This window comes from Algoriphagus mannitolivorans DSM 15301 (genome assembly GCF_000429425.1).
Taxonomy (GTDB): Bacteria; Bacteroidota; Bacteroidia; order Cytophagales; family Cyclobacteriaceae; genus Algoriphagus; species Algoriphagus mannitolivorans.
In genome coordinates this window covers 198254-213877 of sequence record NZ_AUBV01000010.1, presented here as the reverse complement: position 1 = coordinate 213877, position 15624 = coordinate 198254, and the positions used below count along the sequence as shown (strand labels likewise).

At 42.0% G+C, this 15624-nt stretch carries 14 protein-coding genes; 8 read left to right on the top strand and 6 right to left on the bottom strand.

Features of this window, described 5'->3' with window-relative positions:
• Positions 1 to 217 precede the first annotated feature (217 nt).
• On the bottom strand, positions 218 to 1111 hold the full coding sequence (locus G458_RS0113475) for a DUF3078 domain-containing protein (RefSeq protein ID WP_026952367.1): 894 nt from the start codon (positions 1109 to 1111) through the stop codon (positions 218 to 220).
• Positions 1112 to 1156: 45 nt separating this feature from the next.
• Between G458_RS0113475 and G458_RS0113470 the strand changes: the two genes are divergently transcribed.
• The 3 genes from G458_RS0113470 to G458_RS0113460 are packed head-to-tail and all read left to right on the top strand — an operon-like array spanning position 1157 to position 3474.
• Complete coding sequence (locus tag G458_RS0113470) at positions 1157 to 1432, top strand: YidH family protein (protein ID WP_026952366.1); 276 nt, start codon at positions 1157 to 1159, stop codon at positions 1430 to 1432.
• 3 nt (positions 1433 to 1435) lie between these two features.
• On the top strand, positions 1436 to 3217 hold the full coding sequence (locus tag G458_RS0113465; protein ID WP_026952365.1) for an SLC13 family permease: 1782 nt from the start codon (positions 1436 to 1438) through the stop codon (positions 3215 to 3217).
• 47 nt (positions 3218 to 3264) lie between these two features.
• The gene (locus G458_RS0113460) at positions 3265 to 3474 is read left to right on the top strand and encodes a hypothetical protein (protein ID WP_026952364.1); all 210 of its coding nucleotides are present in this window, start codon (positions 3265 to 3267) and stop codon (positions 3472 to 3474) included.
• Between the two features lie 220 nt (positions 3475 to 3694).
• On the opposite strand, the gene ppk1 is transcribed toward G458_RS0113460, so the two are convergent.
• Positions 3695 to 5818, bottom strand: coding sequence for a polyphosphate kinase 1 (ppk1, locus tag G458_RS0113455; RefSeq protein WP_026952363.1), 2124 nt, complete (start codon positions 5816 to 5818; stop codon positions 3695 to 3697).
• Between the two features lie 95 nt (positions 5819 to 5913).
• The gene (gene gyrB, locus G458_RS0113450; RefSeq protein ID WP_026952362.1) at positions 5914 to 7872 is read right to left on the bottom strand and encodes a DNA topoisomerase (ATP-hydrolyzing) subunit B; all 1959 of its coding nucleotides are present in this window, start codon (positions 7870 to 7872) and stop codon (positions 5914 to 5916) included.
• A 352-nt stretch (positions 7873 to 8224) separates the two neighbouring features.
• Here gyrB and G458_RS0113440 point away from each other — a divergent pair, with 352 nt between their 5' ends.
• From G458_RS0113440 to G458_RS0113430, 3 genes are all read left to right on the top strand, one after another.
• Positions 8225 to 8974 (top strand): bacteriorhodopsin, encoded by a 750-nt coding sequence (locus tag G458_RS0113440; protein WP_026952361.1) that lies wholly within the window; start codon positions 8225 to 8227, stop codon positions 8972 to 8974.
• A gap of 133 nt (positions 8975 to 9107) precedes the next feature.
• Positions 9108 to 10247 (top strand): lycopene cyclase family protein, encoded by a 1140-nt coding sequence (locus tag G458_RS20795; RefSeq protein ID WP_051287277.1) that lies wholly within the window; start codon positions 9108 to 9110, stop codon positions 10245 to 10247.
• Positions 10234 to 11124: a Brp/Blh family beta-carotene 15,15'-dioxygenase gene (locus G458_RS0113430; protein ID WP_026952360.1), complete on the top strand. Its 891-nt coding sequence runs from the start codon at positions 10234 to 10236 to the stop codon at positions 11122 to 11124. Before G458_RS20795 ends, G458_RS0113430 begins: the two co-directional genes overlap by 14 nt.
• Here G458_RS0113430 and G458_RS0113425 read toward each other — a convergent pair.
• From G458_RS0113425 to G458_RS0113415, 3 genes are read right to left on the bottom strand one after another with little or no spacing between them, the layout of a single operon-like run.
• Positions 11099 to 11485 carry a CoA-binding protein gene (locus G458_RS0113425; RefSeq protein ID WP_035468220.1) on the bottom strand — a complete coding sequence of 129 codons (387 nt, stop codon included), beginning with the start codon at positions 11483 to 11485 and terminating at the stop codon, positions 11099 to 11101. The genes G458_RS0113430 and G458_RS0113425 overlap by 26 nt on opposite strands.
• Positions 11472 to 12431, bottom strand: coding sequence for a GNAT family N-acetyltransferase (locus G458_RS0113420; protein ID WP_026952358.1), 960 nt, complete (start codon positions 12429 to 12431; stop codon positions 11472 to 11474). Before G458_RS0113420 ends, G458_RS0113425 begins: the two co-directional genes overlap by 14 nt.
• Complete coding sequence (locus G458_RS0113415; RefSeq protein WP_026952357.1) at positions 12424 to 13245, bottom strand: 1-acyl-sn-glycerol-3-phosphate acyltransferase; 822 nt, start codon at positions 13243 to 13245, stop codon at positions 12424 to 12426. The genes G458_RS0113420 and G458_RS0113415 overlap by 8 nt, the downstream gene beginning before the upstream one ends.
• A 242-nt stretch (positions 13246 to 13487) precedes the next feature.
• On the opposite strand from G458_RS0113415, the gene G458_RS0113410 reads away from it, so the two are divergent.
• Together G458_RS0113410 and G458_RS0113405 are read left to right on the top strand one after the other, a co-directional pair.
• Positions 13488 to 14384, top strand: coding sequence for a class I SAM-dependent methyltransferase (locus tag G458_RS0113410; RefSeq protein WP_026952356.1), 897 nt, complete (start codon positions 13488 to 13490; stop codon positions 14382 to 14384).
• A 16-nt stretch (positions 14385 to 14400) separates the two neighbouring features.
• Positions 14401 to 15582: an aspartate aminotransferase family protein gene (locus tag G458_RS0113405; protein ID WP_026952355.1), complete on the top strand. Its 1182-nt coding sequence runs from the start codon at positions 14401 to 14403 to the stop codon at positions 15580 to 15582.
• Positions 15583 to 15624 lie beyond the last annotated feature (42 nt).

Sequence of the window (15624 nt, the reverse complement as noted above, 5' to 3'; positions counted from 1 at the left end):
ATCTTTAATATTGAACTTAAATTCCAAAAACCACTTAGGATTGGCTCAAAAATTCTTTGAATAATACAATTTATAATTGTTGGTCAATAAAAAAGCAGGAGAAAATCCCCTGCCCTTTATTTGAAAACTAAACCAACTATTATTTAACTACCACAATGAATTCAAAAATAATACAATTCCGATTAAATCAAAATTCCAAATAAAAAATTGTCAGTGATTATTTTTTCTCTGGAAAATTTCCTCTTTTGAATGCCAGACCAATTGCGAGGCCTTGACTGAATTGTACTTTTTCGTCCTGATCGAAATCATAGATAGTGAGTGTTGTGAGAGATACGTCGATTATTTCACTGATTTTGGCTACCAAGCCTAAATCCAATCGGTGGTCAATTGTCTTGAAGGAAATATCTTCATAATTCATATACATCTGGTATCTCATCAGCAAATTGAGTCTTTCGGAAAGCTGCTTTTTCCATTCTGCCAATGCGTTAAAAGCCAGCCATTCCTGCCGAACCGTCTTTCCGATTTCTACTCCATAATTTTTGGGAACATCCAAGTAAAGATTCTTGTCGGTGACAAAGGTAAATCTTGGAGAAAACGGAGAAAGTCTCAAGGTAAACTCATTATTGGGCTTATATTCAAAACCTATCCCTGTTGTCAGGAAGGCAGGATTGGCCCATTTTGAGATCAATGTTTTGGGTTCTGTATTAAAGTCATAACCCGGTGCAAACTGAGATAGAAAATTGACTGCGAAGTAGAGATTCCAATGTTCGGAAATCTTGTGACCTACCTTAGAATCCAAATAAATTCGGTCATTTGACTTTCGTCCATCTTCTCCTTTATTTTTCACCACACCGTACATGAAGTCCATGGTATTGTCCCAAGACCAGTCACCTTTGGCATAATTGGCTCTTCCTATCAAATAGGCACTAAAGGCCATAGAGTTGACACCACCACCCGTCCAGTTGTTACTGAATGAAGCTTGATTGATATTTAAACCCCCGGCTATTTCTTTCAGCCAATAGGTTGTATCTATTTTGACCTCATCAGTCTCTTGTCCAAATCCAAGACTGACCGTTATCAAAAAAAGAAAAATCGTAGATATCTTTTTCATAAGCATTAGTTTTAGGTTGATACTTCTAATAAGATACAAAGAATCATGGAAAAGGATCTTGAACAAGAACTAATTATCAGAGACTATTTAGCCAGACAGAGAACAACCTTGGCCAATGACCGGACATTACTTTCCTTTATTCGGACCTCGCTTTATTTCTTGGTTTCTGGAACAGCCCTTTTTGAAGTCAAAAATCTTTCACACATCCGAGACCTTGGATATTTAGCGTTTGGTTTAAGTATTGCCTTTCTAGCCATAGGCTTCATCAGTTATTTCAAGGTTAGGAAGAAGCTTAAAAAAGGTAATTACTTAAAAATGTAAGCTATGACTTTTGAAATCGGGTTGGTTTTCGCCATCATCTCCTTGGCGATGCTGTTGTTTTTTACGGAGAAATTTTCGGTGGATACGGTCGCCATCGGTGTGATGGTTCTTTTCATGGTCTTTGGCATCCTCGATCTCAAGGAAGGCATGGCTGGCTTTTCTAATTCAGCAACCATCACAGTTTCAGCCATGTTTGTTATTTCCTACGGAATTTTTCAAACCGGAATTCTAGACCGATTCAGTATTTTCCTTGGAAGCCAGGCGCAGAAAAGTGAAACCAAACTGATTTTTATCTTAATGATTGCATCAGGCTTGCTTTCGGCATTTATTAACGACACTGCGGTGGTAGCGCTCCTGATGCCTGCAGTGATCCATTTGGGAAAACAGAATCAAATCTCTCCTTCCAAACTTCTAATGCCCTTATCTTTTGGGGCATTGATGGGAGGAATTTGCACACTCTTGGGGACAAGTACCAACATTTTGGTCAGTGGGATAGCAGAGCAGGCCGGCCTTCCTTCCTTTGGAATTTTTGAAATGAGCGGAATAGGATTGATTTTTCTCCTAGCCGGGACATTATACATGCTCACTCTAGGAAAGTGGTTAAATCCGGATCGAAAGCCTAAACCCGGTATTTCGGACTCTATAAACTTGGGTAATTATCTGATCGAAGTGACAGTTTCTGATGCCTATGAACAACTTCACCAACCCATTCAGAAAAACAACCTGTTTAAAAACCATTCTATCAAAGCTCTTCAAATCATCAGAGAAAAAGGAAATAAAATCCGGGTTTTTCCTAATACCCCAATCCTAGAAGGCGATACCATCAGGCTGATTACAGACCAAAGCAATTTGGATAAACTGAAAAAGACCAAGGGAATTAAGATCAAGGCAGAATTGGATTGGGATATTGAAACCCTTACGGATGAAGAGGAGAAAATCTTTGAAGCCATGGTTACGCCCAACTCTTCCCTGATCAATCAGAGTATCAAAGACGTCAATTTCAGACAGCTTTATGATCAAGTTTTGGTATTGGGAATTAGGCACCGTGCGGGACTATTGGAAACATTGATTTCAAAAGTATCACTAAAGCCAGGGGATGTTCTCCTCCTTAGGGCCACCGATGAATCTATCCAATCAATCCATAAATCCAATGACCTTCTTTTGGTTTCTTCCAAAAAAGCCAGATCTCTGAATAAAACTCAAGTTTTATTGACCATCGGGATTTTGGCCCTGGTGGTAGGAGTATCGGCTTTTGGGTTTTTACCTATTCCACTCTCTGCGACAGCTGGAGCTGTAGCGATGATCATACTGGGTTCCATTACACCCGAAGAAGCTTACAAATCCATAGATTGGAAAGTGATTTTCATGCTGGCGGGAGTTTTATCCATGGGAGCAGCTTTAGAAAAAACAGGAGGGTCTGTTTTCATCGGTGAGGCTGTGGTCGAAACATTTGGAAAATACGGCCCACAAGCGGTTCTAAGCGCCTTGTTCGGATTAACCTTTCTCCTCACCAATGTCATGTCCAATAATGCCACAGCTGCCCTCCTAGCCCCCATAGCGATCAGTATTGCCCTTTCCATGGAGGTGGACACCCGTCCTTTTCTTATGGCTGTTACTTTTGCCTCAAGTCTGAGCTTTATGACCCCAATGGGCTACCAAACCAATACGATGATCTATAATCCAGGCAATTACCGATTTACAGATTATCTTAAAGTGGGAACTCCGCTCAATATTCTTTTCTGGATTTTGGCAAGTATATTAATTCCAGTCTTTTTCCCTTTCTGATTTGAATCAATTCATGTAGCTTAGTTTAAACCAAAAAAAGCTTTAACATGAGAACAATTGGGATTATCCTGATCATCGTCGGTGCTGCGATGTTTTTTCTGACTGGAATTGATTTTACAACCAAAGAAAAAGTGATCGATGCCGGTCCGATCCAGATTTCAGCCGAAAAAGAAAATCGACTTGAATGGCCAACCTATGCCGGAGGAATTGTAATTGCCGCTGGGATAATCATGGTATTGGTCGGAAAAAAGAAATAAAAGATTTGATTATCCGCAATTGCACCACAATCCAAAATTCCTTTGGCTTGGCGGTCGGAAGTCCGAAGACCGAAGTCCGAAGCTGACTAAAACTGAACTTCAATCGGGATTTTATTCCTATTGTAAGGCCTACTTGTAAGAAAGCGGATATACATTTAAAAAAATCCCCGAAACTTTATCATTTCGGGGATTTTGACTTTTTGAGTTAAGGTCCCTCAATTTATTCTACAAGTTTGACAGCCATCACATCTTCAGCCTGAACGTTGAAGAATTCTTTGTGGACATTAAACTCTACCTCATCTCCGCTAGGGAATTTAGGTATATAGGTTCCGTCCTCCTGCATTACATAGGCATTGACATTGTCCCTCAAATTGTAAGCAAGAATATTCATCAATTGCTTCTCCAACAATGGGGATTCAACCTTGAATAAAGACTCTAATCTTTTGTCAAAGCTTCTCACCATCATATCCGCACTTCCCGAATAAGTTCTGGTATTTCCGTTGTTATGGAAATGGTAGATTCTACTGTGCTCCAAGAAGTCCCCTACCAAGGAAATGACCTCGATATTTTCACTTAATCCAAGCCTTCCCGGTCTCAAGCAGCAAATACCTCTGACAATCAATTTGATAGTAACTCCAGATTGGGATGCGCGGTACAAAGCATATATAATTTCGGAGTCTTCGAGAGAGTTAACCTTGATGAATATCCCACTAGGGAATCCATTTCTGGCGTTTTCAGCTTCTTGCTCAATGTATTCAATCAGCTGCCTCCTCATATCCCGAGGAGCGGTGATCAGGTTCCGATAGTTAGTTGGCAGGGAATGTCCCGTTATTACATTGAAAAATTCCGAAACATCATTTGCCAAAGTTTCATTGGTAGTCAGCAAGCCTATGTCTGTATAAAGTCTTGCAGTGTCCTCGTTGTAATTTCCTGAGCCCAGATGCACGTATCGAGTGATCTCTGAGGCATCTCTTTTGACAATCAACAAAAGCTTGGTGTGGGTTTTCAGATTAGAAATCCCATAAATCACGAAGCAACCGGCTTTTTGCAGCTTTTTCGCTTCCCGGATATTATTCTCCTCATCAAATCTGGCTTTGACTTCGAAAAGAACTGAAACGTGCTTTCCGTTTTCTGCTGCGCGAAGCAAGGCCTTGGTAATCCTACTTTCCTTGGCAAGACGATAAATAGTCATCTTGATGGCCATCACATCCGGATCTTCTGCTGCCGTTTCGATCAAATCCAAAATCGAATCGATATTGTTGTAGGGATGATGCAGCAGGATGTCTTTTTCTTTAAGAATCTCAAAAATATCCGCTCTTCCCTCCTCCTGATAAGAAAGGGGCTTGACTGGATCTGGAACCTGAGGAAGGCGCTCTCTAAACCGCTTATTTCCAACAATTTGCCATAGTCCAGTAAAATCAATCATACTGGTTCTTTTGACCAAGAATACCGAGTCTGGTCGAAGGTTCCAACGCTCCAACAAGGAATTCAACATCCATCGGGAATAGCCTTCCTCAATTTCTATTTTCACCACCCGGCCGGTCTTTCTCTCCATCAATTTCCTTTTTACTTCTTCCAGGAAATTGGCATCCATGTCTTCACTTTCTTCCAGGGTGAAATCCCCATTTCTGGTAATCCGGAACAAGCTGACCGATTCGATTTCCACATTTCTAAAAAGGGAGATCAGGTTTTCACGGATGACTTCCTCAATGGGAATCAACATCAGGGAATTGTCCGTTTCGATCTCGAAAAACCTTGGAATATTGGCTGGAATCTGGACAAAGCTCATCTTTCGCATGTCCTTTCGCTCTCCGGGACTGGTAGTCACGACCCCAAAGACCAATAACTTATTCATCAAAATCGGAAATGTCCTGTACCCATCGTACACCATCGGCGTAAGCATCGGGTAAATTGCCTTCATGAAGTAATCTTTGACTTTCCCTTGATCTTCCGGGGAAAGTCGGGACACATTCACGAGAGAAATGCCTTCCTGGTGGAGTTCCGGAAGAATGACTTTGGTGAAATGCTCGTGTTGATCCAGATGAAAGCGCTGACAGTCTTTCATCAGTTTCTCCTTGAATGGATCTTCCCTGAGTCCAGAGTAATCGATTCGCTCTTTATCGTAATCCAGATAGTTGTACAAGGATCCTACACGGATCATAAAAAATTCATCCAGGTTCGAGGCCGTGATTGCCAGAAACTTAAGTTTCTCAAAGATGGTCCGATGAGTCTTTTTGGATTGATCCAAAACCCTCTCGTTAAATTTCACCCAACTTAGATCTCTACTGACTAAGTCACTTTTTTGAATGGTTGCCTCGTATTTATCTCCGACTGCAAGTTTCATAGCTTTCATTTTTCAGATCAAAAGCCCAACAAATCCGGCTCTCATTCCGGACAGGGAAATATTTTAAAAAAAGGGGCAAAAATGCCCCCTTTCAATTAGGTGTCTATTTTGGCGTATTTCGCGTTTTTCTCGATGAATTCTCTTCTTGGAGCTACTTCATCACCCATCAGCATGCTAAACAAATGATCCGCTTCTGCAGCTGAATCAATGGTCACTTGCTTGATGGTTCTGACATTTGGATCCATGGTCGTCGTCCAAAGCTGCTCTGGGTTCATTTCCCCAAGACCTTTGTAACGCTGCACTCCTACGCTGTCCTCTTTTCCATCTTTGGCCATTTCAGCGGTAAGTCTCTTACGCTCCTCTTCATTCCAGCAGTAGCGCTCATCTTTTCCTCTTTTGAGGAGATACAAAGGAGGTAAAGCGATGTAGACATAACCTCTTTCGATAAGCGCTCGCATGTATCTGAAGAACAAGGTCAAAATCAATGTTCTGATGTGAGATCCGTCAATATCGGCATCCGTCATGATGATGATCTTATGATATCTCAGTCCAGAAAGATCTAATTCCTTATCGTCGTGCGCTGTTCCAAACTTCACCCCAAGAGCGGTAAGGATATTTTTGATTTCCTCGTTGTCGTAGATTTTATGTTCGTGAGCTTTTTCTACGTTCAGAATTTTACCCTTCAAAGGCAAAATCGCCTGAAAATCACGATCACGGCCTTGCTTGGCAGATCCACCTGCAGAGTCCCCTTCCACTAGATACAATTCACAAACTGTAGGGTCAGAATTCGCACAATCGGCAAGCTTTCCTGGAAGACCACCGCCTCCCAGTACGTTCTTTCGCTGTACCATTTCCCTGGCCTTTCTCGCCGCATGACGGGCCTGAGCAGCGAGGATTACTTTGCCTACAATAATTTTGGCTTCTCTTGGATGCTCTTCCAGCCAGGCTTGAAGAACTTCCGAAACTGCAGAATCCACAAAACCCACCACATCCGAGTTACCCAATTTCGTTTTGGTTTGACCTTCAAATTGGGGTTCAGCTACTTTTACAGAGATTACGGCTGTTAAACCTTCACGGAAATCATCCCCAGAAACCTCAATTTTGAGTTTATCCAGCATTCCGGACTTATCCGCATAACTTTTCAAAGTTCTGGTCAAAGCCCTTCTAAATCCGGTCACATGCGTTCCACCTTCATAAGTATTGATGGTATTGACATAGGAAACGACGTTTTCGGTATAAGAACTGTTATAGTTCATCGCTACCTGTACCGGTACTTCCTGGTTTAAGGACTCAATATAGATCGGAGATTCGATGATTTTTTCTCTAGTTTCATCCAAATACTGGACAAATTCCACCAAACCACCTTCTGAATAAAATTCATCAGATTTAGGCTGACCGTCATCTTCAATTTCCCGAAAGTCTTTCAGGAAAATTCGGATTCCGGCATTCAAGTATGCCATTTCCCGAAGCCTGTTGGCGATGGTCTCGTATCGGAATTCAGTCACGGTAAAAATGGAAGCATCCGGTTTGAAATGGATGATCGTCCCGCGCTTATCTGTGGTGCCAATTTGACGAGCCGGATACTGAGGAACCCCAATTTTAAATTCCTGCTCGAATATTACGCCATTACGATGTACAGTGGCTTTCAGATCAGTAGAAAGGGCGTTCACGCAGGAAACCCCTACTCCGTGAAGACCACCGGAAACTTTGTAGGTGTCTTTGTCGAATTTACCACCGGCGTGAAGCACTGTCAACACGACTTCCAAAGCAGATTTCTTCTCTTTGGGGTGCATGTCTGTAGGAATCCCTCGACCGTTATCCTCCACAGTGATGGAGTTGTCCTCATGTACAGAAACGTGGATGGTATCGCAATGTCCCGCTAGAGCTTCATCGACAGAGTTGTCGACTACTTCCCAGATGAGGTGATGGAGTCCTTTGATGCCCACATCCCCGATATACATCGCAGGTCTTTTTCTTACTGCTTCGAGGCCTTCTAAAACCTGAATATTCCCAGCACCATATTCTGCTGGATTTTTCGCTTTTTCTTCACTCATATTTTTTGGAGAAAAACCCTTAAAAGTGGGCTAAAAAGGTGATTTCATCTTGATTTTTAGATGTCGCAAGATAGGCAAAAAAAGTGACCTGAACTAGGAATATTCAGGACCTGCGTTTGAAAAATGTCTTTCAAATGGATGAGAATTCAATAGCTCCTGTTGAGGCCATTTTTTCATGAATCAATTTTCCGAAAACTCAATCCTGCAAAATTTTATTTCAGTACAACCCCAAGTTTCAGCAATTCATAGACCTTGTTTAACAATTCATCATAATAGTTAAACAAAACAATGTCGCCGATCCTTTTAAAAGCAAATCAAAAAACAATTTCATCACCAAAAAACCCTGATAATCATGAATTTAACCTTGCTCGCGGATCTGATAGGATTAGACCGCATCATTAATTCTGACCCTGTAGCCATCACCTTCTTCATCGGGTACATGGCGATGTTTGCATCAGCTGTTTTCTTCTTTGTGGAAAGAGGTTCGGTAGACGGCAAATGGAAACTTTCCCTCTTGGTATCCGGATTAATCACCGGAATCGCAGCAGTACATTACTACTACATGCGAGATTTCTATCTGCAAACTGGATCAAGTCCAACAGCTTTCCGATATGTCGATTGGACATTGACCGTGCCACTCATGTGTGTGGAGTTTTATCTCCTGACCAAACCTTTTGGCGCAAAAGGAGGAACCCTTTTCAAATTAATTGTCGCCTCCTTGGTAATGCTGGTCACAGGATACATTGGAGAAACCTCCGGAATTGACAACAATATCATGTGGGGTGTTCTTTCCACGCTAGGATACCTTTACATTGTTTATGAGGTGTTTGCCGGAGATGTGGCTAAGCTTGCAAAAGACTCCAATAGCCCTGCTTTGGCACGTGCGATGTTCCTGCTAAAAATCTTCATCACTTTGGGATGGTCAATTTATCCGATTGGATACATGGTGCTTCCAGGCAACTTGCTTTCAGGTGCTTTCGAAGTGAGTTCCATTGACCTGTTCTACAACTTGGCAGATGCCATCAACAAAATCGGTTTCGGTTTGGTGATTTACTCTGTGGCTGTAGCTGAGTCTGTTAAAGGAAAAGCTGCTAACGCCTAATCCCCCACTAAGAGGCTGTTTCAATCCGCTTGGTCCGCGAATAGTTTGGTTATACCATCCCTCAATTGGGATTATTCCTAGGCTTTTTCAACAAACCAAGAATCCTCTGGAACAGCCTCTTATTTTCCCTCCTATGACCCATTATGACTACATATTTGCGGGTGGAGGATGCTCTGCATATAGTTTGGTTTATTACCTGACACAGAGTAGCCTTAACTCAAAATCAATCCTGATCATAGATCCCCAGGGTTCCTCATTTCCTTCCAAAACCTGGTGCTATTGGTCGGAATCACCCCTACCCATCCATCCACCTACTCCATTGGTCTATTGGGATCAATTGATTTTGAGAAAAGGGGAAGAAAAATCTGTCATTCAACTGAAGGATTTGAAGTATTACCATATTCAGGCAAACCATTTTTTCGAAAACCTTCAAGTTCAATTTGAGAAATATCCAAACATTCATTTTTCTGAGGAAAGTGTTGAATCCTGCAATCCTATTGGGGATCAATTTGAAATCAGTACCTGCAAGGGAGAAAAATATACCTGTGATTACCTTTTTGACTCCCGAATAGAGGAAAGTCAATGGAGTGGAAAAGAAATCCTTAAGCAGCAATTTATGGGTTGGAAAATCATCACAGACACACCCTCTTTTGATCCAAAATCAGTCACTTGGATGGACTTTATACCTTCGGAATCCAATCAGTTTTCATTTGGTTACATTCTCCCCTATGATACCAAAAGTGCATTGGTCGAATTCACTTGCTATTCAGCCGAAGATATTTCATACGACTGGTTAGAATCAAGACTCAAGGAATACCTTGCCAATCATTTGAAGGGGATCTCCTATACTAAATTTTTCGAGGAAAAAGGAAAAATCCCAATGAGCACTCGATCCCCAAAAGAGAGTTCTCATCCCCGCTGGATCAATTTGGGAACCCGTGCAGGATGGTCCAGACCTTCCACGGGCTTTACCTTCCAGTTTATCCAGGAATATTGCCAAGAATTAGTCAGGGAACTGGAATTCTCAGGAATCACCTCTCCCAAAAAACTACCTCAGAGGCATTATTTTTACGACAATATTCTCCTGAACATCGTCATAAAATGGCCCGGCTATCTTCAGAAAGTTTTTACAAATCTCTTCACTTCCAATTCTCCTGATAGCATCCTCCGATTTTTACAGGCCAAAACAGGTTTCCTTGAGGAAATATCCATTTTGAGTAAAGTCAGGTTTTACCCTTTTCTGAAAAGTCTTTGGCACTATGAAAAGCACTGAAAACCTCCTAAAAGTCATTGGTTTGGCAATCTGCCTTTTATTTAGCTTGATGCCTTCCTATCCGCAGGTTTTGGAACTCACCGTTATTGGGATTGTATTGATGACGGTAGGGATTCCCCATGGTGCAATTGATCATCTGACTTCAAAACCAAACCCAAGTTCTAAAGACCTTATTTTTTTCCTGATACGCTACTTAGGAATGATTGGAATCTACATTCTGCTTTGGATTTTATTTCCCCTGCTATCATTGGCCTTCTTCCTACTGTTCTCTGCCTACCATTTTGGGCAATCCCATTTCTTCGAAAGAAAAAATTTAATTTTCACAGACTATTTCCTCTATTTAACAAGAGGCTCATTCTTTATTTCTGTGATCTTGCTCGGTGACTTGGAAATGACACAAAGTATTCTAAATCCCCTAATTGATTTCCAGGGAATTGTGCCCTATGCATTCTATGCTATGGGCATTTTTTTGATTGTTTCCTTGGTTTTAGAATGGAAATCCTACCGCCTCATCAAAAAATCAACTTGGGTTGATTTGGTCTTCTTGGCTCCTTTACTTTTCATCTCTCCTTTGATGATAAGCTTCATTGTTTACTTTGGATTTTGGCATGCTTTTCCGAGTATGAAGCTAGAATATCAATTTCTCAAGGCATTCCCTCCCTACAATTCCATCAAAAAATTCATTTATCAACTGCTCCCCTTTTCGCTTATCAGCCTGATTGGAATTGGCTTGATGGTATATTTTGGTCAGCAATACTTGGAGTCCAGTGAGCTGCTTTTATTGTTTTTTATATTGATTTCGCTGATATCCTTCCCTCATGTCATTTATATGGATCGGTTTGTCAGGATTATCAAAACTGACCGGTACTCAACATAACCAAATTACAGGCAGGAAGAGCCTCTATTCCGGCATTTTGAGCCTTTTTAAAAAACTTTGGGTTTTCTGCGCCGGGATTAAAAATGATTCGATTAGGCTTGAGACCTATGAGGTAATCCATCCATTCTTCCTGGTGATCTGGCCCGATGTATAAGGTAATCGTATCGATATTTTCCAGTTCTGGCTTAGCTCTTAGATCAAGAATTTCCTTGCCAAATACTTGCCCTTTTTTGATTCCTATGGGTATGAATTCTAAGCCCCTTTCCGAAAACATCTTAGCAGCTAAATAGGCATACCTTGAAGGATTGGGTGTGGCTCCTACAATCAGGGTTTTCTTGGACAGTTTTTTATCTGCTTCCATAGACTCGATCTCTTTCGAAAGTATCCATATGCCGGTGCTTTTTGCTTTCGTAGATATCAGATAGGGTGATCATGATTCCTGTTTCCTCCACCTCTCCAAATTCATCGTTGAGGGCTGTCCCAAAGGTTTTCATAGTCGGGGAAAGGTTCATGTAGGTATTGATCAAAGGGGGAATATTCTCTCCCAAGGCTCTGATTTTTCCATTGAGCAACTTATAACCATCCTTGTATTCCATTCCTTCAAATGGGTTGGGCTTCTCCAAAATATCCGTCTCATAGGTCAAGAGAAGGTTTTTCTTTGGACGCACAAGCTCCTCATGATCAGGGAAATAATAATTCATAAAGAACAATAATAAATCCCTGCCTTCCCGGTTGAAATGTGGGTACATGGTCACTTTCCCGAATAGGTATTTCACTTCTGGGTTGAGCATTACCACTGCTCCTAGCCCATCCCATAAATTATCCAAGCTGAAGAGACCTTTTCGGTTATCCAGACTGGGCTGGTATTTGGGCTGAACAAAAGACCTTCCCAATTCCAAGGTGGATGGGATAAATTCCTTCACAAACTTTTCTGAAAAATCAAAGAGATGAGTCGTGGACAAGTTCAGCTTTCCGTCAGGTAAAATTGCTTTCTTACACATGATCACCCGGTACCCAGCAACGATTTCCTGATCCTCTTCATTCCAAGTGATCAATTGATCATAGCAGTTTTCACAGATGTCATTTTCATCCAAGTCCAATGACTGTCCAGTGCCTCCACCAGCAGCTCTGAAAGTGAGTTCTCTCAATCTTCCGATTTCCCGGACCACATTGGGTGCATTGTGGTGATTTACCAGATAAACCAGATTATTCCCGTTGTTGGTATATCGCAGAAATCTCTCCGGAGTAAGCTCAGATTTAAGCAACTCTTTGGAAACAGGCGGAATAATCGGAACCTCCTTATGCATGCGATTTTTCAAGTTTGTAAACTTCCTTTTTTACTTTTTCAGCCCATGAGCCATCATTTCTGGCCTGGTCAAAATTTTCTTTACCTATCGGCTTGCCGATTTGAATTACTATTTTCTTGCCTCGTTGTCGGTACATTTCATCCACCAACCAGAACATCTCCACATTGGCTTTTAGTCCAAGCCTTTTTCTCCAATTGGCAAGATTATAAAAAAACTCAGAATTCCTACCTCCGATATGACAAGGCAGCACATCCAACTGGTACTTTCTAGCCTTGGTGATAAAGCTTTTTTTCCATTCTAAATCCTGAACGATCCCCTGTTGTTTTCTGGAAACCAGACCCGCAGGAAAGATCAAAACCGCATGCCCATTGGAATAAGCGTCTTCGATTTTTTTACTGGCCTCTTTAGAGTTTTTCCCGTGTTTATTGATCGGAATAAATATCGGCTGGAAATTGTCGAATGTCATCAAAAGATCATTGACCAAAAACCGGATATCCGGTCTATACTTCCCCACTGCATGAATTAAGGCTATGCCATCCATTCCACCCAGGGGATGATTGGCCGCTAGGATGACTCCTCCTTCTTTTGGGATATTCTCAGCCCCGATCAACTCTACCTTTACCTCAAACTCCTGAATCAAAGCAGCTGCAAAGTCCAACCCTTTTTTTTCCAGGTGCTTTTTCAGTACTGAATTGAGCCACTCTTCATGTGTCACCCGCTTGATATAATTCAATACAAAACCAGGCAACCATTTCAATAGTTTTGGGTTTTTGGACCCAATGGCTTTTTCTATGTCTATGAATTTTTCGGACATACTATTTGCTGGAAATTTTGGGCGAATGCATTCGGATTATGGGTTTCTAGTCCTTTCTCCCTAAACCAAAAGTAATAAAAAATAGGCCTGCGCCAGTACCTTTCTGGCTTAGCCCACCCATTTCCCTGAAAACCATGCCCATGGAATTTCTATCCCCAGCAAGACCTAGACAAATTATCCCGAAATGGGTTTATCCTTGACCCTTTGCTTCAAAGCTCATGAGAATGCCTATTTTTGCCACAATGAAAGAGAGCATTTTATCCCTTTGTCCCGGTCCTTGGAAAGATTATGAATTGATCGACACCGGCGGATTTGAAAAATTGGAAAGATTTGGAAAATATATTCTGAGCCGGCCAGAGCCACAGGCTATTTGGGATAAATCCCTTCCTGAATCAGAATGGAAGAGTTTGGCACATGCCCATTTTGCCAAAGAAAAAAGCAATCCCGAAAAAGGCCAATGGCAACAACTTAAACCTATGCCTCACAATTGGCAAATCGGGTATGAAAATGCAGAAGGATTGAAAATCACTTTAAACCTTGCTCAGACTTCTTTCAAGCACATCGGGCTATTCCCGGAGCAGGCGGTAAACTGGGATTATCTATACCAAAAAATCAAAACTTTTCCCGGGGCAAAACCAAAAGTCCTCAACCTCTTCGGGTATACCGGGGCTGCCAGTGTGGCCGCTCGAGCTGCCGGAGCGGAGGTTTCTCATTTGGATTCGGTCAAGCAGGTGGTGACCTGGACCAAACACAACATGGAGTCTTCCGGCTTGGATGGAATCCGTTGGATTGTAGATGATGCAATGAAATTCATCAAGCGTGAGGCCAGGCGAGGAAATACCTACCAAGGCATCATTCTGGATCCTCCTGCCTATGGAAGGGGGCCTGACGGGGAAAAATGGATTCTGGAGGAGCAAATCAACGAAATGCTCAAAACTTGTAGAGAAATCTTGGATCCCAAAAACCACTTCCTGATTTTGAATATGTATTCCTTGAGCTTCTCTTCTATCATTGCTGCCAATTTGATTCAATCAAATTTTGGAGAGGTGAAAAATGCAGAGCACGGGGAATTGTACCTTGAGGAGAAGCAGGGCAAAAAACTTCCCTTGGGCATCTTTTTTAGATTTTCAAGCTTCTGATTTGCTTTAATCCGTCATGAATAACCGACAGCTATTTCTTTCCCACCTTGCCCAAACGACTGATTTCCCCTTGATGATCGAGGTGGAAAAAGCCGAAGGAGTTTACCTTTTTGGGCCAAATGGAGAAAAATACCTGGACCTAATTTCCGGAATTGGAGTCAGCAATGTGGGTCACCGCCATCCCAAGGTTCTTCAAGCTATCCATAACCAACTGGACAAATACCTCCACCTGATGGTGTATGGAGAATATGTCCAAAGCCCTCAAGTAGAACTTGCCAAAGCGCTCACAGATACTCTTCCAGACACCTTGGACAATGTCTATTTGGTAAACAGCGGTTCGGAAGCAGTGGAAGGTGCATTAAAGCTCGCAAAACGATACACCAATCGGCGGGAAATTCTCTCCTGTGTCAATGCTTATCATGGCAGCAGTCATGGTTCATTGAGTGTGGGAGGAAATGAAATTTTCAAAAGAGCCTATCGACCACTCCTGCCAGGGATTAAAAACATCTTTTATGGTAGTTTTTCAGATTTGACACAAATCACCCCAGATACCGCAGCTGTTATCATTGAAACCATTCAAGGCGAAGCTGGAATTAGAGTGGCTTGCAAGGAATATTTCCAAGCCTTGAGAAGACGTTGCGATGAAACCGGGACACTTTTGATTTTGGATGAAATCCAGGCAGGATTTGGGAGAACCGGAAAGTTTTGGGCTTTTGAGCATTTTGACATCGTTCCCGATGTGTTGGTTTGCGCCAAAGGAATGGGCGGTGGAATGCCGATCGGTGCCTTTATCGCTAATAAGGAAGTGATGGGAGTCTTTAAAAACAACCCCTTACTTGGCCATATTACCACATTTGGAGGGCATCCGGTGAGCGCTGCTGCTTCTCTAGCCACCTTAAAGATTCTACTGGAAGAAAACCTGATTTCCCAGGTCGAGGCCAAGGCAAATCTTTTTAAAAGCTTACTGGTGCATCCTAAAATCAGATCCATCCGGAATAAAGGATTGATGATGGCCGTGGAATTTGATTCTTTTGACATCCTAAAACCTATCATAGACAGGGCAATTGAACTGGGGGTGATCACCGACTGGTTTTTGTTTTGTGATGACTCCATGCGAATCGCACCTCCCCTAGTGATCACCGAGGATCAAATCAGGGAGGCCTGTCGAATGATTTTGCAGGCCATTGATACCGACTAAACCTTTCCTTTTTCCTAAGCAAGGATTCCCTTATCTTTTCCA